Source organism: Parasphingomonas frigoris, from assembly GCF_036663815.1.
GTDB lineage: Bacteria > Pseudomonadota > Alphaproteobacteria > Sphingomonadales > Sphingomonadaceae > Sphingomonas.
Window position 1 is genome coordinate 124,805 of the sequence record NZ_JAXOJQ010000006.1, and the last position, 23,640, is coordinate 148,444.

Here is a 23,640-nt window from a genome sequence, read left to right on the forward strand (position 1 = left end):
CTCAGGCCGCCGCCGCGCCCACCCGCGGCGCGTGGCGATCGACCAGGCTGGCGCTCGCCGCATTCAGGCCCGTGACGGAAACGGCGATGCCGTGGTCGCGCAGCTTGCCCACGACGTCCGCCAGCGCACCGACCGCGGTGATGTCCCACAGATGCGCCGCCGTCAGATCAATCCGCACGTTCGCCGCCGAATCGCGCAGGTCGAAACGCTCGCGGAACAGGTCGGCGCTCGCAAAGAACAGCTGCCCCGTCACGGTGTAGACCCGCGTATCGGTGCGCTCGACATAGTCGGTCTCGACGCGCAGCATCTTGGTGACCTTGAAGGCGAAGAAGATGCCGCTGAGCAGAACGCCGACCGCGACGCCGGCGGAGAGATCGTGCGTCGCCACCGTCACCACGACGGTCGCCAGCATCACGAAGCCCGACACCTTGGGATGGCGCGCGAGATCGGCCAGCGAGCTCCACGAAAAAGTGCTGATCGACACCATGATCATCACCGCGACCAGCGCCGCGACCGGCACCTGCGCGACCCATGGGCGCAGCGGCACCATGATGATCAGCAGGAACACCCCGGCGACCAGCGTCGATAGCCGGCCGCGCCCGCCATAGCGGACATTGCCGACGGTCTGGCCGATCATCCCGCAGCCGGCGATCCCGCCGAACAGCCCGGCCGCGACATTGGCAAAGCCGAGCCCGGTGCACTCGCGCGCCTTCGAGCTGGTCGTCTCGGTCAGCTCGTCGACTACATCGGCGGTCATCATCGATTCGAGCAGACCGACCGCGGCCATCGCAAAGGCGAAGGGCAGCACGATTCGCAGCGTCTGCCACGTCAGTGGAACGCCCGGAAAGGCGAAGGACGGCAGCGACGAGGGCAGCCGCCCGAGATCGGCGACGGTGTGGATCGGCATCGGGAAGGCGACGCTGATGGCCGTCAGCACGACGATGCAGATCAGCGGCGACGGGATCGCGGTGGTGATTCGCGGCAGCAGGTAGATGATCGCAAGGCCGCCCGCGATCATCGCGTAGGTATGCCAGCTGACCCCGAGCATCTGCGGCACCTGCGCCGAGAAGATCAGGATGGCGAGCGCGTTGACGAAGCCGGTGCGCACCGAGCGCGAGACGAAGCGGAGCAGCACGTCGAGCTTCACTAGCCCGAAGACGATCTGCAGCACGCCCGTCAGCAGCGTCGCCGCGAGCAGATACGGCAGGCCGTGCGCGTGGACCAGCGCGGCCGCGACCAGCGCGACCGATCCTGCCGCGCCCGAGATCATCGCCGGCCGACCACCGGCGAAGGCGATGACGATGCCGATCACGAAGGAGGCGAACAGGCCGACTTCGGGATCGATGCCGGCAACGAAGGAAAAGGCGATGACTTCTGGAATCAGCGCGAAGGTGCCGACCATGCCGGCGAGAACGTCACGGCGCGCGGCGCCAATGCCGCCGAACCACTCGGCACGATAGCGAGCCAAAGATTGCGTAATCATATGGTTTGAAAATCCGCAGCGATCGCACGGGCGCCGGTCGCGAAGAGCGGCGTCAAATCTAACAGTGCGAGATGCGTTGCCCGGCGGATCGGCGGCCAGGATAGCCACCCGGAATTGCACCGGGTCCTAACGAATGTTGGTCGTCTAATCGATCAAATGCCGCAACGCAACATCATCTGAGCGTGGGAGCGGCGGGATTGAAGCGGCGGGGATTGCGAATCGCCTGCTTATGCGTCCGCAAAGAGGCGGGACGCAGGCCGGAGCGGCGCCGCGGCGTGGTCCGCCGCGCGCCGCAACTCAACTCGGCTTACTTGCGGCTCTTGCGGGCGGCGTAACGCGCGTCGCGGGCTGCCTTCTTGTCGATCTCGGCTTGGATCGCGGCCTGCTCGGCATCCTTGATCGCCTGCTCTGCAGCGGCGGCCTTGGCGAGCTTGTCGAGCCGGGCCTGCTCGAGCGCGGCCTTCTTCTCTTCGCGCTTCTTGGATTCGGCGGCTTCCTTCGCTTCGCGCGCGGCGGCGCGGGCGGCGACGACGGCCGGATCGACCGGCGGCTTGGCCTTCAATTTCTCGAGGGCGCGCTGCTTCGCGTCGGCCGAGAGGGCGGCGCGGTCTTTGAAGGAAGGTTCTTTGTACGATGCCATGTGGCGGGCTTTAGCCTTGTCCAACAGATAAGGAAATGGCGGAGAGGGTGGGATTCGAACCCACGGTACCCGTGAGGGCACGCCGCATTTCGAGTGCGGTACATTCGACCACTCTGCCACCTCTCCGCGAGGTCATATGATGCCGTCTGTGAGGGAGACCCACGAAGCGGCACCGGTCGGTGAGCGGGGGCCACTAACGCAGTCGCCTGCCTTGCGCAAGGCTTTGCCGCAGCATTCTCTTGTGCAGCGCAGAACAGGCCTTACGTTAGACCCATGCACCGCTCTCCGATTACCTCCCCGCCCTTCTCCGCCGAGATCCCGCTGGCCCCGATCAGCCATGCGCGATTCGCGATCGGCGACGTCGTGCGCCACCGCATGTTCGATTTTCGCGGCGTGGTGTTCGATGTCGATCCGGTCTTCGCCAACAGCGACGAATGGTATGACGCGATTCCCGAGAACATCCGGCCGCGCAAGGACCAGCCCTTCTACCATCTGCTCGCCGAGAATATGGAGTCGAGCTACGTCGCCTATGTCAGCCAGCAGAATCTGGTGCGCGACGATACCGACGAGCCGGTCGATCACCCCGCGATCTCGGGGCTGTTCGGCGAGTATGAGGACGGGAAATACCCGCTGCGGCGCGAACACCGGCATTGATGCCCGCCTGCGGGTAACGAAAAAAGGGGCGGTGGATCGTGCGATCCGCCGCCCCTTTTCGTTCGTCGTATCGGAACCCAGGCGTCCGAACCTTAGTATTTGATGCGGAGGCGGGCGTAGTAGAACCCGCCGTTCATGCCGAACGGTCCGCCCGAGCGTGGGTAGACCTGCCCGTCGTTCAGCCCGCCCGAAAGCGCATAGATCGGGTTGACCGGCGATGCCTTGATCTTGTCGGGGAAGGTGTTGAACAGGTTGTTCGCGCCCAAGGTCAGCGTGAAATGCTTGGCAAAGGTGTAGCTGACGTCGAGATCGAACAACGCCTTCCCCCCGAAGATCTGCGACGGCGGTGCCGTTGTTGCGCCGGCGACCGGGTCGACGAGGTTGTATTCGAGCGCGTTCGACCATTCGCCGAAATAATTTGCGCGGGCGTTGATCGTGAAGTCGTCGATCTGCCACCCCGCCGAGGCGGTAATGCGGTGTCGCGGGGCGAGGTTGGCGATATTATACTGCTGCTGCAGGCTGACCAGCGGCTGTCCGGTGGTCGTCAGCTTGACGTTCTTCGCCTTCAAATTGTTGTAGCTATAGGCCAGCGTGAAGCTGATCGGCCCGCCCAGCAGATTGGTGCGATAGTTCGCCACCGCCTCGATACCCTTTGACGAGACGTCGAAGCCGTTGGTGAAATAGTTCACCACGCCGCCCAGACCAACCGACGCCAGCGCCGGCAGGGCCGTAATGTTCGCCGGGGTCACCGTGAAGTTCTGCGAAATGCCGATGCGGTTCTTGATCTGGATGATGTAGCCGTCGACCGTCAGCGATAGCGCGCTGGTCGGCTTCAGCACGATACCCGCACCATAATTGGTCGAGCGCTCGGGCTTGAGCAGCCCTGCGCCATAGAATTGCGCGATCGCGCTTGACGTTGGATAGGTGCCGGTCTGCACCTGGTTGCCGCCGAGGAAGTTCGTCGTCACGACCTGCGTGTTGTTCTGGCCTGGCGAAGGCGCGTGGAAGCCATTGCCGACCGTTGCGCGCAGCGAGACCGCGTCGGTCACGCGGAACAGCGCGTTCGCCTTCCCGACCACCACGCTGCCGAAGGTGTTGTAGTTCTCGTACCGGCCCGCAACGCCGACCGTCAGCGCCTTGGTGATGTCGGTTTCGGCACCAGCGTAGAAGGCGTAGCTTTTCTGGGTCGACACGCCCGCAAAATTCGGACTGGTGCCACCATAGCCACTGGCCGCGGGCGACTGGGTCGCGGTGACCGGCTGGACGGCGCCGTTGAGCAGGACCGGCGCTCCCGTCGCGTCGCGCACGATCGTGCGCTGATACACGCCCGGTGCGATCTGGTCATAGAGCGGCTGCGAGGCGAAGGGCCCTGCTCCATAGGATTGCAGGTCACCGGTCGTCTTCTCATACCGCTCGCGGCGATACTCCGAACCTGCCGACAGCACGATCGGGCTGTCGAAGCCGACTTCGAGCGGATAGGTGAAATCGGCATTCAGCGTGATTTCGCTCTGGATCAGCTTGCCGAATTGAAAGCTCGTCTGGCTCTGCGGACCGTAGGAGGGCGACAGCGAGTTGGTCATCGACAGGTCGAGCGAGTTGCGGCTCAACGTCCCCGACAGGTCGTAGGTAAAGCCGCTGCCGGTCTTGCCCTTGAAGCCCAGCGTTCCATAGATCTGATCGACCTTACCGATGAAGCGCGGGGTAAAGCCGCCCGGATAGAGGCTCGCGAAGCTGTAGGTCGTGCCGTTGTTGATGTTGGCGAACGTCGCGTTCGGACTGTTGACAAAGCCACCCGTCGGGCAGGTCGCATTCCCTGCGGGGCATGCCGTCGTGAAGATCGGGTTGAACGATCCGTTGCGGCTCAATGTCACCGTTGTGTTGGCAGTGCCATCGCTGCGGACGAACCCACCGTTCGTCTGCGACGGACGATAGTTGAAGCTCTGGTCGGTGTCGCTGTGCGCCAGGTTTCCGGTGAAATAGAGCTGGCTCTGCGCGCCGACGTCGAGCGCCGCATTGAGGAACAGCTTGTAGCCATGGCCGGGCGACGTTCCCCAGATCTGCGCCGGGTTCGGCACGGCGACCGTCGGGTTGTTCGCCTGGATGGTGATCGCGCTGGCGCGCGTTACGCCGCGGCTGGTCTGTCCCTGGTCGTAATATTCACCCGCAAGGCTGACGAAGCCGCGGTCGCCGAGCTTCACCCCGCCATATCCCGAAAAAATCTTGCTTTCACCGTCGCCGCGATAGGTCTGTCCGTAAAGGGCCTGCGCCTCGAAGCCGATGTCCTTGCGGATCGAATAGTTGAGCACCCCCGCCAAAGCGTCGGCGCCATATTGCGCGGTCGCGCCGTCGCGCAGCACCTGCAGATTGCCAATCGCGATCGCGGGGATGTTGCCGATGTCGGCGCCCTGCGACCCGAACGACAGCGCCGTGTCGGCACCGGTGTAGACGTTGACGAGCGCCGAACGATTGTAGCGCTTGCCGTTGATCATGACCAGGATCTGGTCCGCACCCAGGCCGCGCAGCGACGGCGCGCGCACGAAGGTCGATGCGTCAGAGATGGTGTTCTGCGGGACGAAGAAGGACGGAACGAGGTTCCTGACGGCGTCGAGCATGTTCACGGCCGGCTGCGCAGCCAGCTCGGCTGAGCTGATCACATCGATCGGGGAGGCCGAATCGGTGACCGATCGATCGGTCCGGCGCGTGCCGATGACGACGATGTCGCTCGGCGCTTCCTGCGCAACGACGGCTTGAGCTGCGGCGGGTGGCGCCGGCGCCGGCGCCGCGGGCGCCGCCGCGGGTGCTGCGACCGCAGGCGCAGCAGCCAGACCGGCAGCAAGCGCTAGCAACGAAATGGACTGTCTGAATATCACGGCTAATCCCCCATGTTTTGATAGCTGCCACTGAATTCAATCACGTAATTTGCGCCGCCCATATCGGACGAACACAGTTCCACCTGCCGCAAAGACCAGCATTTTCAGATTTTCGCCAAACATCAGACACGCACTTCTTCGGCAAACACAAACACGTCTGCGTCGAACCCTACGTCGTGGAAACTTCGCGCTGCTGAAGACTCTCCGGCGATCGCGCAACGCCAGATTGATCTTCGCCTCGTCTGTTCCGAATCGGATTGCGCCACAGGTGGTTTGGCGATGCAACATAAAGTTCGCAATCGGGCGCTATCGCGTATCAATTAGGGCGATTGCGGCCCTACTATTGCGTTTGAGCAACGCTTTTGCAGCTGGTCGAGCGCACCTCGACAGTTGACAGCGCGCCCCGTCTCGCATAGCTGGCGCTTCTTTCCCGCGCTCGGCTTGCCGTTGCGTGGAGCACAGGTATTTTTGAAGGTGATGAGGGCCATGTTCGCAATCGTGCGCACAGGCGGCAAGCAGTATCGCGTTGCCGCCGGAGACAAGATCGTCGTCGAGAAGCTCGACGGTGAAGCTGGGGCGTCGATTACGCTCGGGGACATTCTGCTCGCGGGCGAAGGCTCGGAGATGGCATCGCTCGAGGGCCTGACGGTCACCGCAGAGATCATCGCGCAGGCGAAGGCCGACAAGGTCATCGTCTTCAAAAAGCGTCGTCGCCACAACTATCGCCGCAAGAACGGCCATCGCCAGCGTCACACGATCCTGCGCATCACCGCAATCGGCGACCACAAGGCAGCCGACAAGAAGTCCACCGAAGCAGCGGCGCCCGAAGCGTCGGCCGCTCAGGCGTAAGGAGTAATCCCAGATGGCACATAAGAAAGCAGGCGGCTCTTCGCGCAACGGTCGCGATTCGGCAGGCCGTCGCCTTGGCGTGAAGAAGTTCGGTGGCGAAGCCGTCATTCCGGGCAACATTCTCGTGCGTCAGCGCGGCACCAAATTCTACCCGGGCGTCAATGTCGGCATCGGCAAGGATCACACCCTGTTCGCGTTGACCGAAGGTCGCGTGACCTTCCACCAGGGCAAGCTCGGTCGCAAATTCTGCTCGGTAGAGATGCCGCAAGCGATTGCTGCCGAATAACATCGGGTAACCGGACGGGTTGCCCACCAGGGCGACCCGGGACCGCGCAAGCGGACCGAACAAGGGAGACGGGTCGCCCCGGCTCCCTTTTTTCATGCTCCCTCCCCACCCATTGTCCTTCGTTCGTCACGCAAGACGGGCAAAGGGCGGCGACGAGGAGAGTATCAATGTTCGCTCGGACCCCGAGACTGACGCTGCGGCCCGGCTGGCCCGAGGACGCCCCTGCCCTGACGCGCGCGATCGCGCATGAAAGCGTGGCGATGAAGCTGGCGCGGCTGCCCTGGCCCTATACCGAGGCCGACGCTGCAAAGTGGCTCGAATTGCCCCGCGCCTCCACCGACGCGACCTGCCTGATCCTGAGCCATGATTACGCTTACCCAACGGTGATCGGGGCGATGTCGATCGAAGCGCGCCAGCACGACCATGGGAACGGACATGAACTCGGCTATTGGCTGACGCCCGACGCCTGGGGGCGCGGCTATGCGACCGAGGCGGGTGAGGCGATGGTCGGCATGGCGCGCCATGCGCTGGGGCTGAAGCGGCTGCAGTCGGGCTATTTCCTCGACAATCCGGCCTCGGGCAAGGTGCTAACCAAGCTCGGCTTCGAGCGGACCGGCGAGGAAATGCGCCATAGCGTTGCGCGCGGCCACGCCGTGCCCTGCGCCACGCTGGAGCTCGACCTCACGATCGCGGTGCAAACCCCGGCTTTTAGCTTGGCGGCCTGAACCTACCCGTCACCCCGGCCTCGTGCCGGCGTCCACCGTCGCCCGAAACCGTCAGCCGCAGATCGGGCGGCCCGGTGGATGCCGGAACAAGCCCGGCATGACGGGGGGTGGGGTCAGGCCGCGACCGCCACGCGCGGCAACACGGCCGCGGCATAGTCGCTCTCGGCGAGCGCGATCAGCGCGCGATCGTCATGCTTCCACGGGTGGAAACCCGGCAGGAAGAAAGCGATCCACGCGCCAAGGATCTTGCGCGCCATCCCCGGCTTGCCGAGCGCGTACCACAGGATCCCGCGATGCGCGCGCCAACCGGTGATGCCGTCCTGCCGCAGCAGTTCGAGCATCCCCTTGTAGCGCCCGGCGAAGAACTTCTGCGTCGTGCCGATCATCACCAGCGCCTTGATCTTCCAGCGCATCCAGCGGCTCCAGTCGCGCGTCGCATGTAGCCAGGTATCGTAGGCGACGCCCTTATGCTCGATCTCCTCGGCGGCGTGCCAGCGCCACAAAGCGGCGGCCTGTTCGTCCCCGCCCGCCAGATGGCGCGGGTCGGCAATCAGTTCGTGCGCCAGCATCGCGGTGAAATGCTCGAGCGCCATCGTCGCGGCAAGGCTCGCGATCGGCGGATGCCCCTTGGTCAGCGCGAGCGCCTCGTCGATATGCTTTTCGAGCAGCTTGGTGTCGTAGCCCTGGTCGGTGACATGCCGATTGAACGCGACATGTTCGCGCGTGTGGATCACTTCCTGCTTGATGAAGGCCTGGATCTCGGCGTGGAGCCGCGGCGGCGTGCCCTCGCGAAAAGTGCGGACGCTGTCGACGAAGAACCCCTCGCCTTTCGGAAAGGTCACCGACAGCGCGTTGTAGAAAGCGGTGGCGAACGGATCATTGTTGAGCCACCACCGCCGCATCTGGACGCCGCGACCGAAGCGCAGATCGCGCGGGGTGATGGTGAGATCGGCGGGCCTGGTTGCTTTCGCCACGAAAACCTCCAAACAGCGGGAAGAACTGCATTTGAACTAGGCCTTACTTACACTCGTGTCAATAGTCCGCAAACGCCTCAGTCCGGAAGAGTCGCGCGATGCCGCGATCGAAGCTGCCCGCGCGCTGCTGGTCGAGCAGGGCCCGCAAGCCGTCACGCTGAAGGCCGTCGCCGCGCGAATCGGGCGGACGCACGCCAATCTGCTCCACCATTTCGGCTCCGCGGCGGACCTGCAGAAGGCGCTCATCACCCACCTCGCCGACACGATCACCGCGCAGATCGGCGCCGCGGCCAAGCGGGCGCGCGCCGGCGAGCAGGATCCGCGTATCGTCGTCGACATGACCTTCGACGCCTTCGCCCAGGGTGCGGGCGCGATGGCGAGCTGGATGATCCTCACCGGCAACGAGGATGCGCTCGACCCGATCCTCGAGGCGATCCACCGGCTGGTCGATGATCTCGCCGCCGATCCTGACATGGTCGGCGGCAAGCCGATCCACGAAGAGACGCTCCAATTGGTGCTGATGGCGCTCGGTGATTCGCTGCTCGGCGGACCGATGGCGAAGGCGCTTGGCCTGCCGCTCGGGACCGCGCGCGAGCTCGCGCTCGAACAGCTCATCTCGGCGCGCGCACCCACGCTCGCAGCGACTGGCTAAAAATCGCGCCTTCGGCTAAGGGCCGCCGATGCATTTTCTAGACCAAGCAAAGATCTTCGTCCGGTCGGGCGCGGGCGGCCAGGGCGCCGTCAGCTTCCGCCGCGAAAAGTTCATGGAATATGGCGGCCCCGACGGCGGCAACGGCGGCAAGGGCGGCGACATCGTGTTCGAGGCCGTGCCCGGGCTCAACACGCTGATCGACTTCCGCTACACGCAGCATTTCCGCGCGCCGCGCGGGCATGGCGGGTCGGGCTCGAACCGCACCGGCGCCGGCGGCGATGACCTGCTCATCCGCGTGCCGGTCGGCACCCAAGTGCTGTCCGAGGACAAGGAGGAAGTGCTCGCCGACTTCACCGTGCCGGGCGAGCGCATCGTGTTCCTGCGCGGCGGCGATGGCGGGCGCGGCAATGCGACCTACAAGACCTCGACCAATCGCGCGCCGCGCCAGCACGGCACCGGCTGGCCGTATCAGGAGATGTGGGTCTGGCTGCGGTTGAAGCTGCTCGCCGATGCCGGCCTGGTCGGACTGCCCAACGCGGGCAAATCGACCTTCATCAACGCGGTGACCAACGCGCAGGCCAAGGTCGGCGCCTATCCCTTCACCACCGTGCGCCCGCAATTGGGCGTGGTGAGCCGCCACAATCGCGAATTCGTCATCGCCGACATTCCCGGCCTGATCGAAGGCGCGGCCGACGGCGCCGGGATCGGCGATCGCTTCCTCGGGCATATCGAGCGCTGCAAGGTGCTGCTCCATCTCGTCGATGCGACCGAGGAAGACCCTGTGGGTAACTACAGGATCGTCCGTGGAGAACTCGACGCGTACGGCGGTGGGCTTGTGGATAAGCCGCAGGTGATCGGGCTCAACAAGATCGACGCGCTCGAGCCGGCCGAGGTGAAGAAGCTCGTCACGAAGTTGAAGCGTGCGAGCAAGGCCGACGTGTTGCCGATGTCGGGCGCGGGCGGCACGGGTATCGAAGCGGTGGTCGAGCGGCTGATCGAGGAAATCGGTCCGCCCGAAGGCGCGCCGGCGCGCGACGATGACACACCGGGGGAATGGTCGCCTGTTTGAACCGGGTGAGAGGTCTGGTATAAAACGAACATGGCAACGCACCCCGTCTATCCGCTGCTGACCGCCGAGCAATTTCTCGAGATCGACTTCGGCGATCAAAAGGCCGAACTCGACAACGGGGTCGTCCGCATGATGGCGGGCGGCACCGCCCGTCATGCACAAGTACAGTTGAATATTTCGGCAGCCCTTCGCGTGCGTTTGCGGGGCAGCGGGTGCAGCGCCTATGCATCGGACATGGCGGCGCGGACGCACGACAGGTCGGTGCGATATCCTGACGTCAGCGTTTATTGCGGACGTGGCGGCCCTTCCAACGACCGTGCCACCGCCTTTGATGACCCGCGCGTGGTGTTCGAAGTTCTGTCCGATGGAACGTCTCGGACAGATCTGCGCGTCAAACTGAACGAATATATGGCACTGCCGAGCATCGACACGATCGTGTTTGTCGATATCGGTGTCGAACGCCTGCGGATCGTTCAGCGGACAGGGCCAAGCGGGTGGAACGACGTGACTCACGACGCCCCGTTCGACCTCCGCCTACCGGCGCTCGGTCTGACAATCCCGCACGACGAGATCTTCGCGCGCGACTGAACGCGGTTGGCGGGGACGCACCCGCACGCTAACGCTCACGGCAATGTCCGCTTTCTCCCCCGCCACGGCCCCGCGCCTGATCGTAAAGGTCGGCTCGTCGCTGCTCGTCGCGCCCGATGGCACGGTGCGACGCGCCTGGCTGGCGAGCCTAGTCGCCGATATCGCCGCGCGCGCCCGTGCCGGACAGGAGATCGCCGTCGTATCCTCGGGAGCAATCGCGCTCGGTGCGCGGCGCCTGAAGCTGCCCAAGGGCGGGCGCGCTAGCCTCGAGGACGCACAGGCCGCCGCCGCGACCGGGCAGATCGCCCTCTCGCAGGTGTGGGCCGAACTGCTTGGCGCCGAAGGGCTGACCGCGGCGCAGATGCTCGTCACGCTCGACGATCTCGAGGATCGCCGCCGCTACCTCAACGCCTCGGCGACGCTCGGCCGGCTGCTGTCGCTCGGCGTGGTGCCGGTGATCAACGAGAATGACAGCGTCGCCACCGCCGAGATCCGCTTCGGCGACAATGACCGGCTCGCGGCGCGCGTCGCGCAGGCGGCGGGCGCGCATGGCGTGATCCTGCTGTCGGACATCGACGGGTTGTACGACGCCAACCCCAACACCAACCCGCACGCGACGCTGATTCCGCGCGTCGAGCGGATCGACGCGCGGATCGAGGCGATGGCCGATGGCGGATCGGGCTCGGGCATGGGATCGGGCGGGATGGTCTCGAAGATCGCCGCCGCCCGGATCGCGACCGCAGCGGGGGCGCATCTCGCGATCGTGTCGGGGCATGTCGGGCATCCCCTCGCCGCCTATGATGCGAGCGGCCGCGGCACGGTGTTCGTCGCTGAAAAGATGGCGCCTGCGCGCAAAGCCTGGCTCGCGGGCGGGTTGACCGCCAAGGGCGAAATCACGATCGATGCCGGCGCCGCCGCCGCGCTGGTCGGCGGCAAGAGCCTGCTCGCGGCCGGCGCGACGGCGGTTTCGGGCGGCTTCGTGCGCGGCGATCTGGTCGCGGTGATCGGTCCCGACGGGCGCACGCTCGCGCGCGGCTTGAGCGAATATGACATGGCCGACGCCGTAGCGATTACCGGCAAGCGCAGCACCGATCACGCCGCGATCCTCGGCTACGCGCCCCGCGCGGCGCTGATCCATCGCAACCACATGGCGCTGCTGTGACGCGCCCCGCCCTGCCGAAGGAACCCACTTCATGAGCGTCCTGGCCCTTACCGGCGGCACCGGCTTCGTCGGATCGCACGCCATCACGCTCGCGCTCGCCGCCGGACACGACGTCCGCGCGCTTACCCGCCGCCCGCAGCCACCGCGCGCAGGTGTGACGTGGGTCGAAGGCGCGCTCGACACGCCCGACGCGCTCGATCGCCTCGTCATGGGGTCGGACGCGGTCGTCCACATCGCCGGCGTGGTCAACGCGCCCGACCGCGCGGGTTTTGCCGCGGGTAATATCGCCGGCACGCAAGCGATGATCGATGCCGCGACCCGCGCCGGTGTGAAGCGCTTCGTCCACGTCTCCTCGATCGCCGGGCGTGAGCCCTTGCTGTCCAATTACGGCTGGTCGAAAGCCGAATCGGAACGCGTCCTCGCCGCGTCGCAGCTTGAGTGGGTGGTCGTGCGCCCGCCCGCCATTTACGGGCCCGGCGACATGGAGATGCGCGACCTGTTCCGCATGGCCAAGCGCGGCGTCGCTTTGCTGCCGCCCGGTGGCCGCGCGTCGATCATCGCCGCCGATGACATCGCCGATCTGCTGATCGTTCTCGCCACACACCCAACGCCGCGGCTGATTCTCGAACCCGACGACGGCCGCCCGGGTGGCTGGAGCCATTCCGAGATGGTCCGCGCGATGGGCGTCGCTGCCGGGCAACACCGCGTGCTGCCGATCGCGCTCCCCAAGGCGATCCTGACGCTCGGCGCGAAACTCGACGGAGCGTTTCGCGGCAACGGTGCGAAGCTCACCGCCGACCGCGTCGGCTATCTCTCTCATACCGACTGGGTCGCCGACCCGGCGAAACGCCCCGACCCCGCTTTGTGGCGCCCCAAGGTCGATACCACGACCGGCTTTGCCGAGACGGTGGCATGGTATCGCGCCAACGGCTTGCTATAGGCTTGCTGCAAAGCTGCCGCATTTATGCGGCATCGACGATGAGAGTTATCAAGGACCGACCATGAGCGACCGCCAGGCCATTTACGATACCGTCACCGCACAGATCGAACCCTTCAACAAAAAGGGCGTGACGCTGAGCGATGCGACGACCTTTCAGGGCGATCTCGAATGGGACAGCCTGACGGTGATGGATTTCGTCGCCGCGATCGAGGACAAATTCGAGATCATCATCACGATGAACATGCAGGCCGAGATCGAAACCGTCGGCCAGCTGGTCGACGCCGTTGCCAAGTTGAAGGGGTGATTCGATGACCGATGCTGGCCTTGTCGCAGAGAAGCTGCCCGTCGATCCCGTCGAGGTCGCGCCGGAACGCGACCTGATGTCGAAATTCGACGCGCTGATCGCCGAACGCCAGGCGCTGATCGACACTGGCGTGACTGATCCGTTCGCGATCGTGATGGAGCAGGTGAAGTCGCCAACCGAGGCGGTGATCGCCGGTCGCGACACGATCCTGCTCGGCACCTACAATTATATGGGCATGACCTTCGATCCGGACGTGATCGCGGCGGGCCACGCCGCGCTCGACCAGTTCGGCTCGGGCACCAATGGCAGCCGGATGCTCAACGGCACCTTCCGTGACCATATGGAAGTCGAGGACGCACTGCGCGATTTCTACGACGTGTCGGGCGCGATCGTCTTCTCGACGGGCTACATGGCCAATCTCGGGATGATCTCGACGCTTGTCGGCAAGGGCGAATATGTCATCCTCGACGCCGACAGCCACGCCTCGATCTATGACGGCTGCAAGCAGGGCAATGCCGAGATCGTCCGCTTCCGCCACAACGACGTGAACGATCTCGACAAGCGCCTCGGCCGCCTGCCCAAGGACGCCGGCAAGCTCGTCATCCTCGAGGGCGTCTATTCGATGCTCGGCGATATCGCGCCGCTCAAGGAAATGGTCGCGGTCGCCAAGAAGCATGGCGCGATGGTACTGAGCGACGAAGCGCATTCGATGGGCTTCTACGGCCCCAACGGCCGCGGCGTGTATGAGGAGCAGGGCTGCGAGGCCGATGTCGACTTCATCATCGGCACCTTCTCCAAGTCGGTCGGCACGGTCGGCGGTTTCTGCGTGTCGAACCACCCCAAGTTCGAGGCGATCCGCCTGGCGTGCCGTCCCTATATCTTCACCGCCTCGCTGCCGCCGTCGGTCGTCGCGACCGCGGCGACCTCGATCCGCAAGTTGAAGCACGCGCACAAGAAGCGCGCCCAGTTGTGGGACAATGCCCGTTCGCTCCACGGCGGCCTCAAGGCGCTCGGCTTCGAGCTCGGTACCGAGAAGCCCGACAGCGCGATCATCGCGATCATCCTCGACGATCAGGAACAGGCCGTGACGATGTGGCAGGCCCTGCTCGACGGCGGGCTGTACGTCAACATGGCGCGCCCGCCCGCGACGCCGGCAGGCACCTTCCTGCTGCGCTGTTCGCTCTGCGCCGAGCATACGCCGGCGCAGATCGCCACCGTGCTGCAGATGTTCGAAGCGGCGGGGCGGGCGACCGGGGTTATCGGCTGACGCGATCGCGCGGCCCTGTTCATGGGTCGTGCCTTGGGATAGACCAACCCGATGAGCGGGACAGCGGGCGAGACGACCGGCGGCATCATGCCGGGCACGGTTTGGCGCACCATCACGCTGGTCGTGATGGCCGCGCTCGGCGTTGCCGTGCTTGTCGGCCTGATCCTCACGCTCGGCGAGGCCAATCGTCAGCGCGACCGCGCGCTGCAGGCGCAGACCCACAGCTATGACGTGATGATCCTGTCGGCCAGCCTGTCGGGAACGATCGCGCGTGCCGAGGCCTCGCTCGGGCGCTATGTCATCAGCGCCGACACCAATCTCGGCCAGGCCTATTCGGCGGACTGGCAACTGGCGGGCCAGCAAATCGCCCGGCTCGGCCAGATCACCCGCGACAACCCCGAACAGCAGGCGCTGATCAAACCGCTCCACCGCGCCTTCGATGCGCGCGGCAGCGAATTGTCGACCATCGCGCTCAACACCTTTTACAAGCGCAATGCGCAGGCGGTGCCGCTCTATTACCAGGCCCGCGACAGTGCCGCGCTGGGCGAGATCGATTCGTTGCTCGACAAGATCGGCGTGCAGGAGCGCGTCCTGCTCGCGCGTCGGGCCGGCGATGCCCTGCACTCGGTCACGCGCTCGAGCGAACTGGCCAGCGCGCTTTCCGTGCTCGGCATCCTGCTGCTCCTCGGGGTGGTGGCGCTCGGCTGGCTGACGGTCAGCGCGCTCGGCCAGCGCGCGGTTGCCCGCGCCGAGGCCGAGGCCGAACGCGATCGCGCGATCCAGCTCGAGGCCGCCGTCGCGCGCGCCTCGGCGGTGCTGCTGGCGCAGGAGAGCAAGCTGCGGCAGGTGCAGAAGATGGAGGCAGTCGGTCAGCTTACCGGCGGCATCGCGCATGATTTCAACAATATGCTCGCGGTCGTTCTCGGCGGACTCGAACTCGCTAAGCGGCAGCTCGGGACCGATCCGGAAGCCGCGCACCGCCATATCGACAATGCCACCGAGGGTGCCAACCGCGCCGCCGCGCTGACCCGCCAGCTGCTCGCTTTCTCACGCGAGGAAGCCTTGCGCACCGAACCGATCGAGCCGGTCGGCCTGGTGCGTGGCATGTCCGACCTGCTCGACCGGACGCTCGGCGACGGTGTTTCGGTCGAGGTCCGGGCCGGTCCCAACGCCGAATGGCTGGTGCGCTCGGATCGGCACCAGCTCGAGAATGCGATGCTCAACCTCGCGGTCAACGCGCGCGATGCGATGAACGGGCGCGGACAATTGACGATCACGGCGGCGGGGGTGACGCTCGCCGAGGGGGCGATCGGGACCTGCGTGGCGGGCGAATATGTCGCGCTCAGCGTCGCCGATTCGGGCTGCGGCATGGCGCCCGACCTGCTCGATCGCGTCTTTGAACCGTTCTTCACGACCAAGCCCGCGGGCAAGGGCACCGGGCTCGGCCTCAGTCAGGTGTTCGCCTACGTCCGCCAGGCCGATGGCCAGGTCGGGCTGCAGTCGGTGGTCGGCGAAGGCACGACCGTCACTCTCTACCTGCCGCGCCATTCCGAGGCCGTGCCGACCGCGCCAAGCCCCGAGTCCGTGCCGGCCGAACCCGTGGTGCAGGCCACGCTCGACATCCTCGTCGTCGAGGACGATCCGCGCGTGCTCGCGGCGACGATAGGCGCGCTAGAGGAGCTCGGCCACCGCCCGATCTCGTGTGACGATCCGCTCGCCGCCGCGGCGCTGCTCGACCGGATCGGGCACGTCGATCTGCTGGTGTCGGACGTGCTCATGCCGGGGCAGACCGGCCCCGAAATGGTCGCGGCGCTGCTGACCCACCGCCCCGACATGGCGGTGCTGTTCGTCACCGGTTATGCCGGCGAAGCCGGTGGCGAAGCCGAATTCGGCGGACATCATGTGCTGCGCAAGCCGTTCACGCTGGTCGGGCTCGAGCGCGCCGTCGCCAACGCGGTGAAAGATCGCCCGCCGCACCCCGCCAAGGGTGCGGCGCAGCCCAGCGTCGCGGCGGCGTGATTTGGTAGCTGACGGCGCGCCTGCCCGCCGATATAGGCGGATGATGCGGGTCACCCCTCCCCTCCGGCCAGAAGCGCTGCTCCCTCGCCCATGAAATCCATCGACCGCTATTTCGCCCGATTGATCGCGGTGCCGCTCTTCTCGACGCTGGTGATCTTCGCGATGCTGCTGGTGCTCGACCGCATGCTGCGGTTGTTCGACTTCGTCGCGACCGAGGGCGGCCCGGTGAGCGTGGTGTGGCGGATGCTCGCCAACCTGCTCCCCGAATATTTCGGGCTCGGCATCCCGGTCGGGCTGCTGCTCGGCACGCTGCTCGCCTTCCGCAAGCTCTCCACCTCGTCCGAGCTCGACGTGATGCGCGCGGTCGGCATGAGCTATCCGCGGATGCTGCGCGTGCCCTACATCTATGCGATCACGCTCGGCCTGCTCAACCTGGCGATCGTCGGCTTCGTCCAGCCCGACGCGCGCTACAATTACGAGAAGCTGCGCTTCGAGCTGCGCACCGGTGCGCTCGGCGCGTCGATCAAGGTCGGCGAGTTCACCCACTTCGGCAACAACATGACGCTGCGGATCGAAGAGAGCCACGACAACGGCCGCAAGCTGTCGGGCATCTTCCTGCGCCGCGACGACGGCAAGGGCGGCTCGATCGCGGTGACCGCGGCGAGCGGGCAGTTCTTCGCGACCGACAATCCCGACGAGATCATCTTCCGCCTCACCAACGGCACGCTGATCCGCACCGAGGCCAAGGTCGCCACGCCGCGCGTGCTGCGCTTCAGCATCAACGACCTGCCGATCCCGCTGCCCAAGACCGAGAATTTCCGTGTCCGCGGCGGCGAGAATCTCGAACGCACGCTGCCCGAGCTCGCGCGGATCGGCAGCGATCGCTCGGCCGACAAGGAATTGCGCGACACCAGCCGCGCCGCCTTCCACTTCCGCACCGCCGAAGTGCTGTCGATCCTGCTGCTGCCGCTGCTCGCGCTCGCGCTCGGCGTGCCGCCCAAGCGCTCGACCTCGGCGCTCGGCGTGTTCCTCGCGATCATCATGATCGTCGCCTATCACAAGGTGAACGAATATGCGCAGGCGGTCGGCGGGCTCGGCAAGATCGATCCGCTGGTCGCGATCTGGGTGCCGTTCCTGGTCTTTGCCGGGCTGACGCTGTGGATGTTCTACACGATCGCCTTCGTCCCCGGCGGGCAACCGATCGGCGCGCTCGAACGCGTCTTCGCCAAGCTCGGCAAGGCGCTCGGCAAGCTTCTTCCCGGCCGTCGCGACAAGGGCGCCAAGGCATGATCTCGCTCGAACTGTTCCCGTCGCGCACCGTCTCGCTCTACATGGGCAAGATGTTCCTGATCCGCACCTTCGCGGTGCTGGCGATGCTCGTGCTCGTGCTGCAGGCGCTGGATCTGTTGACCGAATCGGGCCACATCCTCGCGCATGCCGGCAACGGGCAGCCCGAGATCCTGCGCTATCTGACGCTGCGCATCCCCGAGATCATCGCGCAGTTCCTGCCCTTCTCGGTGCTGCTCGGCACGATCGTGACGCTGTCGACGCTCAACCAGAATAGCGAAGTGATCGCGCTCAAGGCGTCGGGCCTGTCGGCGCATCAGGTGCTCGCGCCGCTGCTGATCGCCAGCCTCGGCGTGGCGATCATCTCCTTTGCGTTCAACGACCGCATCGTCAGCCGCGCGACCGCGACGCTCAACCAGTGGCAGAAGGTCGAATATGGCCCGATGCCGATCGACCGCGGCGACCGCGCCAACGTGTGGGTGCGCGACGGCGACGACCTGATCCAGGTCGACCAGGTGCGCGGACATGGCACTGCCGCCAGGCTCGGCGGGATCACGCTGTTCGATCGCGAAGGCGGCAATCTCGTCGCGATCATCTCGGCCAAGACCGGGGTGCGCGATCCCAACGGCTGGAAGGTCGGCCCGGCGACGCGCTTCGACGTGGCGAGCGGCAAGCTCACCAAGCTCGCGTCGGTCGTCATCGGGCGCGACGTACAGCCCGACCAGTTCACGCTCGCCACCATCGACGCCAACGGGCTGTCGTTCGGCGCGCTGCGCGCGGCAATCGCTGACCTGCGTGCCGGCGGCCGCCCGACCAAGGCGCTCGAGGGCGCGATGTGGCACAAACTGGCGGGCCCGCTCTCGTCGATCCTGATGCCGCTGCTCGGCGCGGTCGCCGCCTTCGGCCTCGCCCGTTCGGGCAAATTGTTCGTCCGCGCGGTGATCGGGATGATGCTCGGTTTCTTCTATTTCGTCGCCGACAATTTCGCGCTGGCGATGGGCAATCTCGGCGCCTACCCGCCCTTCCTTGCCGCTTGGGCGCCGTTCCTGCTGTTCCTGATGATCGGCGAGGCGGTGCTGATCCGCACCGAGGAATAGCGTCCCGATACGCTGGGGAGGGCTGATGACTCAGCTTGACCCTGAACGACGCCAGCAGACGGCGTATCGCGCTGGGGATGACATCTTCGTTTTCGCGGGATAGCCCAAATCCGTTCGGGCTGAGCCTATCGAAGCCCTGCCCTCATCATGCGGGCCCGTCGCCTGCTGACAGGTGCCCTTCGACAAGCTCAGGGCGAACGGTGGGTGGTATGGCCGGGTGAAGCGACGCCAGTCTGCCGTGCAAGAGCCGGACGATGTGCGCCGATCAGGATCAGGAGAACCCGCCGCTCACGCTAGAGGTCACCCGATGGCCTGAGCGCCTAGCCCCGCGCGCCCATCGTGCTGCGCACCAGCCGCGCCACCAGCCCCGGCAACCCCGAGTAGCTCGCCTTGTGATACGGCGATTCGGGCGCCAGCGCCGCCGACAGGCGCCGATGCGCCTCGGCCAGGCCGTGATACGGCACTGCTGGAATCAGGTGGTGCAGCGCGTGATAGCGCAAGCCGACCGGTGCCCACAGCACCGGCAGCACGGCCGGCGGCGGCACGTTGACCGAGTCGAGATATTGCGCGGTGACCGTCATCGTCTCGCCCTCATTCTCCCACAGGTGCGCGACCAGCGTGCGGACCTGGTTGAGAACGTAGACGCACGCGACGATTGCCGCGAGGATCGCGACCTTGCCGAGCGGGAAAACCCCGGTCGCGATCAGCGTGATCAGCGTGATCGCCCAGATGCTGCACGCAATCTCGAGCCCGACCATCTGGCGCGCGACGTCGCCCTCGGGCATCCGGCGCCGGAAGGCGGGATTGATCGACAGCGACGAGTAGCGCTCGATCAGCGTGCGGCGCAGGCCGGGAATGACGAGCGACAGCGGGCTGAGCACGCCGTAGCGCAGCAGCAACGCGATCGGCGCGAGGATCGAGGTCAGCAGGAAGACCGGCAGCGTCCACGGCTTCATCAGCGCGAGCGGCAAATATTCGGGATCCTCGGCGGTGCCGTAGCGCGTGCGAGCGTGGTGCAGATTGTGCACGCCTTCGTACATGAAGCTCGGCACCAGCAATGGAACCCCCGCGATCAGGTTCCACCCGAGCCTGAAGCCGGGCAGCGACGCATGCCGCATATGGGTGATTTCGTGGATGAAGCTGCCCGCGCGATACAATGCGAGCACCGCGACCAACCCCGCGACGAGCCCCAATCCGAGCGAGCCCGTCGTCAGCGCGACCGCGAGCGCGCCATAGCCGAGCCCGGCCGACAGCAAGAGATCGGTCCAATATATCGTCGGGTTTGGCGCGGTCAGGTCGCGCGTAAGCTCGGCGACGGTGCGCAGCATCGCGCGATCGTCGGCGATGCCGGGCGCCACGACGCGCCCGGCAGTCTGGGACGGCGCGGCCATGCGCGGATCGAGCGAGAGCGAGGGTGTGGTCATCAAAGGTGCCATTGCAAGAAGATAGTGGCTAGATGGTGGCAGTAACAGGGGGCGAAATGCCCATGGCTTGACAGCGCTCGGCGCAAGCGAGAGGGCTCCTCGACGCTTCTCCGGGGTATTTCTCAATGGCCAGTGCCGCATTCTCTGTCCGCCCGATCGACAGCAAGGCCGATCGCAAGCGCTTCGTCGACCTGCCTTTTCGCCTTTATGCCAACGATCCCAACTGGGTCCCGCCGCTCAAGGGCGAAGCGCTCGGGCTGATCACCCCGGCCAAGAACGGCTGGTTCAGCCACGCCAAGGCGCAGCTCTTCCTGGCCGAGCGCGGCGGCGTGGTGGTCGGACGGATCTCGGCACATATCGACACGCTCGCGCTGACGATGGACCCGGCGCAGGGCTTCGGTCCGGGTTGCGGCCAATGGGGGCTGCTCGACGCCGAGGACGCGACGATCGCGCAGGCGTTGATCGCGCAGGCCGAGGATTGGCTGCGCAGCCAGGGCATGACCCGCGCGCTCGGCCCGATCAGCATGTCGATCTGGGAAGAGCCGGGCCTGCTGGTCGAGGGCTTCGATCACCCGCCGACGATCATGATGGGCCACGCCAAGCCCGAGTATCGCGGCTGGATCGAGGCGGCGGGCTATCACAAGGTCAAGGAACTGCTGACCTACGAGCTCGACATCACCAAGGATTTCCCGCCGCTGCTGCAGCGGATCATCGCCTCGGGCGAGAAGAATCCGCGGATCAAGATCCGCTTGGTCGACAAGACCAAGTTCGAGGAGGAAGCAGCGATCATCCTCGCCATCCTCAACGACGCCTGGTCGGACAATTGGGGGTTCGTGCCCCTCACCCCGCCCGAGATCAAGGACGTCGGCGTGAAATTGAAGCCGATCGTGTTCAACGACCTGATCCGCATCGCCGAGCTCGACGGGCGGCCGGTCGCCTTCATGATCACGCTGCCCGATCTCAACGAGGCGATCATGCCGCTGAAGGGCAATCTGCTCCCGTTCGGCTGGGCGAAGTTGCTGCTGTTTCTGCGCCGCCCCAAGGTCAAGACGATGCGCGTGCCGCTGATGGGCGTGCTCAAGGAACTGCAATCGTCGCGGCTGGCAAGCCAGCTCGCCTTCATGCTGATCCAGTATATCAAGGACGCCTCTGTCGCGAACTATGGCGCGACGCGCGGCGAGATCGGCTGGATCCTCGAGGACAATCAGGGGATGCGCTCGATCGCCGAGGCGATCCAGTGCGACATCAACAAGCGCTACTGGATCTTCGAAAAGACGCTTTAACAGCCTCCCGCCAGTGCCGTGCCCCAATCGGCACGGCACTGGGTGCGGATCAGCGCGTCGCAAGCGGATCGAAGCCGTCCTTCAGCCAGTCGGCGCGCGTCTGGCACACCCGCCGCGCGATGCGCGATCCGGTGACGTCCGAAACCACGCAATAGCGCTGCGCCGCGGGGGCAGCTACGCGCGAGGTCGGCATCTCGGTGCCCGCCGCGACGGTGGCTGCGGCCGGACGCGCATCGCGCGTTGCGGGTGCCACGGGGGCGAGGCTCAGCAGCGTCGATGCGATCAGGAAAAGGTTGGTCATGGTCGGTCCTCCACAGGGTTGGCGGGTCCGATTATGTCGCCCGCACCTGTAGCAGTGCATTACTCATGCCAAACACTAAAATCCTTGTTTTACAGGGACTTATGGATTTTAGGCTCGCAAAATAGCGGTGCGAGACACCACAGATCGGCGTCCCGCACCAAAGGCTGGCGTCAGAAGCGCCGCGACACGCCGAGATAGAGTTCGACCGTGGGCGCCGACCGGTTGAGCCCCGCGACTGCGCCGATATCGAGCTGCAAATCGTCGGTCGGCTGCCACGCTAGCGAGGGCGAGGCAAGCAGCTGCGTCGTCTTGCCATCGGGATCCTCGTCGCGCAGCGCCTGGACCTCGATCGTCCCCTGCAGCTGCCGCGAGAGCTTGATGCCGAGCCCGACGACCTGCGACGCAGCGAAGTGGCGGCCATGGCCATCCTCGTCGACCGCGGCGTCGATCTCGCTCGTCATGGCGAGGTTGAGCGTGTCGCTCAGGTCGTACGTGACGGGCACGAGCAACGCGGCCCCCCAATCCCCTGCCCCGACGGGTGTGCGACCGACCGGCAGCGTCAGCATCGGCAACAGCGCGATCGACAGCCCCTTTCCATCGGGGTTCTGCAGATTGGCCTTGAAGCCCAGCGTCACGTCGCCAACGCGCCCGGCGCGATCGACCATGCCGCTCATCGTGTCGCGCGTGCGGACATGGCCGTAGGGCGACCAGCCGACCTGCGCCTCGATCGTGTCGGTCACGCCGACGCGCACGATCGTGTCGGCGAACAGCACGGTGTCGGTGCGCATGTCGCTCTGGTCCTCGAGCGTCCAGTCGGTCAGCGCGGTCTCGACCGAGACGCGCTTGGGCGAGATCGTGCACGGCGTCGTGTTGAGGCCCGGTCGGGTCGGGCAATAATCGCGGTCCTGCGCGTGCGCCGAAGCGCTGGCCAGCAGCGCGCCGATCGCGCCGAGCCAGTGATGGATCTTCATGTGCCCCCCTTATGCTTCGCTAGCGCAACGTCACCCAGGTCGGGGCGTGGTCGCTGGCCTTTTCGCGTGCGCGATAGTCCTTGTCGACCGCAGCGTCGATCAACCGGTCCGCCGCGATCGGGCTAAGCAGCAGATGGTCGATGCGGAACCCGGCGTCGCGCTGCCAAGCGCCCGCCTGATAGTCCCAGAAGGTCCACACCCCGCCGCCGGGATGCCGCGTGCGCAGCGCGTCGGTCCAGCCCTGTGCGACGAGCGTGCGAAAGGCGGCGCGGCTCTCGGGCTGCATCAGCGCATCCTCCTGCATCGCGCGCACCGAATAGGTGTCGTCATCATTCGGGATGACGTTGTAATCGCCCGCCAGCACGACCGGCGTCTCCTGCGCCAGCAGCACGCGCGCACGCGCCGCGAGCCGCTCCATCCAGCGCAATTTGTAATCGAATTTCGGCCCCGGCCGCGGGTTGCCGTTGGGCAGGTAGATCGACGCGATCGTCACGCCGTCGACCTCGGCCTCGAGATAGCGGCTCTGCTCGTCCTCGGGCTCGCCCTCCAGGCCGCGCTGCGTCTCGACCGGATCCTGCCCCTTGGCGAGGATCGCCACGCCGTTCCAGCTCTTCTGCCCGTGCCAGACGACACCGTAGCCCGCATTGCGGATATCGGCTTCGGGAAAGGTCTCGTCGCTGGTCTTGAGCTCCTGCAGGCACACCACGTCGGGCTGCTGCTCGGCAAGATATTCGAGCAGGCGCGGCAAGCGCGCCTTGATACCATTGATATTGAAAGTGACGATCTTCACGCGTG

At 65.9% G+C, this 23,640-nt stretch carries 23 protein-coding genes, 1 tRNA gene and 1 other annotated feature; of the genes, 15 read left to right on the forward strand and 9 right to left on the reverse strand.

The annotated features are described in order from the left end of the window. Position 1: 1 nt before the first annotated feature. The 3 genes from U1872_RS17740 to U1872_RS17750 form a co-directional block, all read right to left on the reverse strand. Positions 2 to 1,480, reverse strand: a complete 1,479-nt coding sequence (locus U1872_RS17740) for a SulP family inorganic anion transporter (RefSeq protein ID WP_332794363.1) — start codon at positions 1,478 to 1,480, stop codon at positions 2 to 4. A gap of 77 nt (positions 1,481 to 1,557) precedes the next feature. Then, positions 1,558 to 1,613: a sequence feature (sul1 is cis-regulatory element that is thought to sense ions involved in sulfur or methionine metabolism; They are found in Alphaproteobacteria), on the reverse strand. Between the two features lie 177 nt (positions 1,614 to 1,790). Continuing rightward, the gene (locus U1872_RS17745) at positions 1,791 to 2,123 is read right to left on the reverse strand and encodes a DUF6481 family protein (RefSeq protein WP_332794250.1); all 333 of its coding nucleotides are present in this window, start codon (positions 2,121 to 2,123) and stop codon (positions 1,791 to 1,793) included. Positions 2,124 to 2,159: 36 nt separating this feature from the next. Beyond that, a tRNA-Ser gene (locus U1872_RS17750) sits at positions 2,160 to 2,249 on the reverse strand. Between the two features lie 147 nt (positions 2,250 to 2,396). Between U1872_RS17750 and hspQ the strand changes: the two genes are divergently transcribed. Next, a complete protein-coding gene (gene hspQ / locus U1872_RS17755; RefSeq protein ID WP_332794251.1) occupies positions 2,397 to 2,777 on the forward strand; it encodes a heat shock protein HspQ in 381 nt (126 codons plus the stop codon). Between the two features lie 92 nt (positions 2,778 to 2,869). On the opposite strand, the gene U1872_RS17760 is transcribed toward hspQ, so the two are convergent. Continuing rightward, positions 2,870 to 5,647 carry a TonB-dependent receptor plug domain-containing protein gene (locus U1872_RS17760; protein WP_332794252.1) on the reverse strand — a complete coding sequence of 926 codons (2,778 nt, stop codon included), beginning with the start codon at positions 5,645 to 5,647 and terminating at the stop codon, positions 2,870 to 2,872. Between the two features lie 486 nt (positions 5,648 to 6,133). On the opposite strand from U1872_RS17760, the gene rplU reads away from it, so the two are divergent. The 3 genes from rplU to U1872_RS17775 all read left to right on the forward strand — a co-directional run bounded on the left by rplU (position 6,134) and on the right by U1872_RS17775 (position 7,507). Further along, positions 6,134 to 6,496, forward strand: a complete 363-nt coding sequence (rplU, locus tag U1872_RS17765; RefSeq protein WP_133189923.1) for a 50S ribosomal protein L21 — start codon at positions 6,134 to 6,136, stop codon at positions 6,494 to 6,496. A gap of 13 nt (positions 6,497 to 6,509) precedes the next feature. After that, the gene (gene rpmA / locus U1872_RS17770) at positions 6,510 to 6,782 is read left to right on the forward strand and encodes a 50S ribosomal protein L27 (protein WP_010185182.1); all 273 of its coding nucleotides are present in this window, start codon (positions 6,510 to 6,512) and stop codon (positions 6,780 to 6,782) included. Positions 6,783 to 6,949: 167 nt separating this feature from the next. Beyond that, complete coding sequence (locus U1872_RS17775; RefSeq protein ID WP_332794253.1) at positions 6,950 to 7,507, forward strand: GNAT family N-acetyltransferase; 558 nt, start codon at positions 6,950 to 6,952, stop codon at positions 7,505 to 7,507. Positions 7,508 to 7,620: 113 nt separating this feature from the next. Here the strand turns inward: U1872_RS17775 and U1872_RS17780 are convergent, their stop codons facing one another. Further along, the gene (locus tag U1872_RS17780; RefSeq protein ID WP_332794254.1) at positions 7,621 to 8,481 is read right to left on the reverse strand and encodes a metal-dependent hydrolase; all 861 of its coding nucleotides are present in this window, start codon (positions 8,479 to 8,481) and stop codon (positions 7,621 to 7,623) included. Positions 8,482 to 8,536: 55 nt separating this feature from the next. Between U1872_RS17780 and U1872_RS17785 the strand changes: the two genes are divergently transcribed. The 10 genes from U1872_RS17785 (at position 8,537) to lptG (ending at position 18,866) form a co-directional block, all read left to right on the forward strand. Continuing rightward, on the forward strand, positions 8,537 to 9,133 hold the full coding sequence (locus tag U1872_RS17785; RefSeq protein WP_332794255.1) for a TetR/AcrR family transcriptional regulator: 597 nt from the start codon (positions 8,537 to 8,539) through the stop codon (positions 9,131 to 9,133). A gap of 28 nt (positions 9,134 to 9,161) precedes the next feature. Further along, positions 9,162 to 10,202, forward strand: a complete 1,041-nt coding sequence (obgE, locus tag U1872_RS17790) for a GTPase ObgE (RefSeq protein WP_332794256.1) — start codon at positions 9,162 to 9,164, stop codon at positions 10,200 to 10,202. A gap of 30 nt (positions 10,203 to 10,232) precedes the next feature. Further along, positions 10,233 to 10,790, forward strand: a complete 558-nt coding sequence (locus U1872_RS17795) for a Uma2 family endonuclease (protein WP_332794257.1) — start codon at positions 10,233 to 10,235, stop codon at positions 10,788 to 10,790. Between the two features lie 43 nt (positions 10,791 to 10,833). Further along, positions 10,834 to 11,952: a glutamate 5-kinase gene (gene proB / locus U1872_RS17800; protein WP_332794258.1), complete on the forward strand. Its 1,119-nt coding sequence runs from the start codon at positions 10,834 to 10,836 to the stop codon at positions 11,950 to 11,952. Between the two features lie 31 nt (positions 11,953 to 11,983). After that, positions 11,984 to 12,892 (forward strand): NAD-dependent epimerase/dehydratase family protein, encoded by a 909-nt coding sequence (locus U1872_RS17805; protein WP_332794259.1) that lies wholly within the window; start codon positions 11,984 to 11,986, stop codon positions 12,890 to 12,892. A 61-nt stretch (positions 12,893 to 12,953) separates the two neighbouring features. Next, positions 12,954 to 13,196 carry an acyl carrier protein gene (locus U1872_RS17810; protein WP_332794260.1) on the forward strand — a complete coding sequence of 81 codons (243 nt, stop codon included), beginning with the start codon at positions 12,954 to 12,956 and terminating at the stop codon, positions 13,194 to 13,196. Positions 13,197 to 13,200: 4 nt separating this feature from the next. Next, positions 13,201 to 14,463, forward strand: coding sequence for a serine palmitoyltransferase (gene spt / locus U1872_RS17815; protein WP_443025407.1), 1,263 nt, complete (start codon positions 13,201 to 13,203; stop codon positions 14,461 to 14,463). A gap of 51 nt (positions 14,464 to 14,514) precedes the next feature. Continuing rightward, on the forward strand, positions 14,515 to 16,482 hold the full coding sequence (locus U1872_RS17820) for an ATP-binding protein (protein WP_332794261.1): 1,968 nt from the start codon (positions 14,515 to 14,517) through the stop codon (positions 16,480 to 16,482). A 90-nt stretch (positions 16,483 to 16,572) separates the two neighbouring features. Further along, complete coding sequence (gene lptF, locus U1872_RS17825) at positions 16,573 to 17,772, forward strand: LPS export ABC transporter permease LptF (protein ID WP_332794262.1); 1,200 nt, start codon at positions 16,573 to 16,575, stop codon at positions 17,770 to 17,772. Beyond that, a complete protein-coding gene (gene lptG, locus U1872_RS17830) occupies positions 17,769 to 18,866 on the forward strand; it encodes an LPS export ABC transporter permease LptG (RefSeq protein WP_332794263.1) in 1,098 nt (365 codons plus the stop codon). The genes lptF and lptG overlap by 4 nt, the downstream gene beginning before the upstream one ends. 320 nt (positions 18,867 to 19,186) lie before the next feature. Here the strand turns inward: lptG and U1872_RS17835 are convergent, their stop codons facing one another. Continuing rightward, positions 19,187 to 20,290, reverse strand: coding sequence for a fatty acid desaturase family protein (locus tag U1872_RS17835; RefSeq protein ID WP_332794264.1), 1,104 nt, complete (start codon positions 20,288 to 20,290; stop codon positions 19,187 to 19,189). 125 nt (positions 20,291 to 20,415) lie between these two features. Between U1872_RS17835 and U1872_RS17840 the strand changes: the two genes are divergently transcribed. Then, entirely contained in the window at positions 20,416 to 21,573 is a 1,158-nt protein-coding gene (locus tag U1872_RS17840; protein WP_332794265.1) for an N-acetyltransferase, read from the forward strand. Positions 21,574 to 21,622: 49 nt separating this feature from the next. Here the strand turns inward: U1872_RS17840 and U1872_RS17845 are convergent, their stop codons facing one another. The 3 genes from U1872_RS17845 to xth all read right to left on the reverse strand — a co-directional run bounded on the left by U1872_RS17845 (position 21,623) and on the right by xth (position 23,635). Next, positions 21,623 to 21,874 (reverse strand): hypothetical protein, encoded by a 252-nt coding sequence (locus U1872_RS17845; protein WP_332794266.1) that lies wholly within the window; start codon positions 21,872 to 21,874, stop codon positions 21,623 to 21,625. Between the two features lie 170 nt (positions 21,875 to 22,044). Beyond that, a complete protein-coding gene (locus U1872_RS17850; RefSeq protein ID WP_332794267.1) occupies positions 22,045 to 22,845 on the reverse strand; it encodes a transporter in 801 nt (266 codons plus the stop codon). A 19-nt stretch (positions 22,846 to 22,864) separates the two neighbouring features. Further along, positions 22,865 to 23,635: an exodeoxyribonuclease III gene (xth, locus tag U1872_RS17855; RefSeq protein WP_332794268.1), complete on the reverse strand. Its 771-nt coding sequence runs from the start codon at positions 23,633 to 23,635 to the stop codon at positions 22,865 to 22,867. Between the last annotated feature and the right edge of the window lie 5 nt (positions 23,636 to 23,640).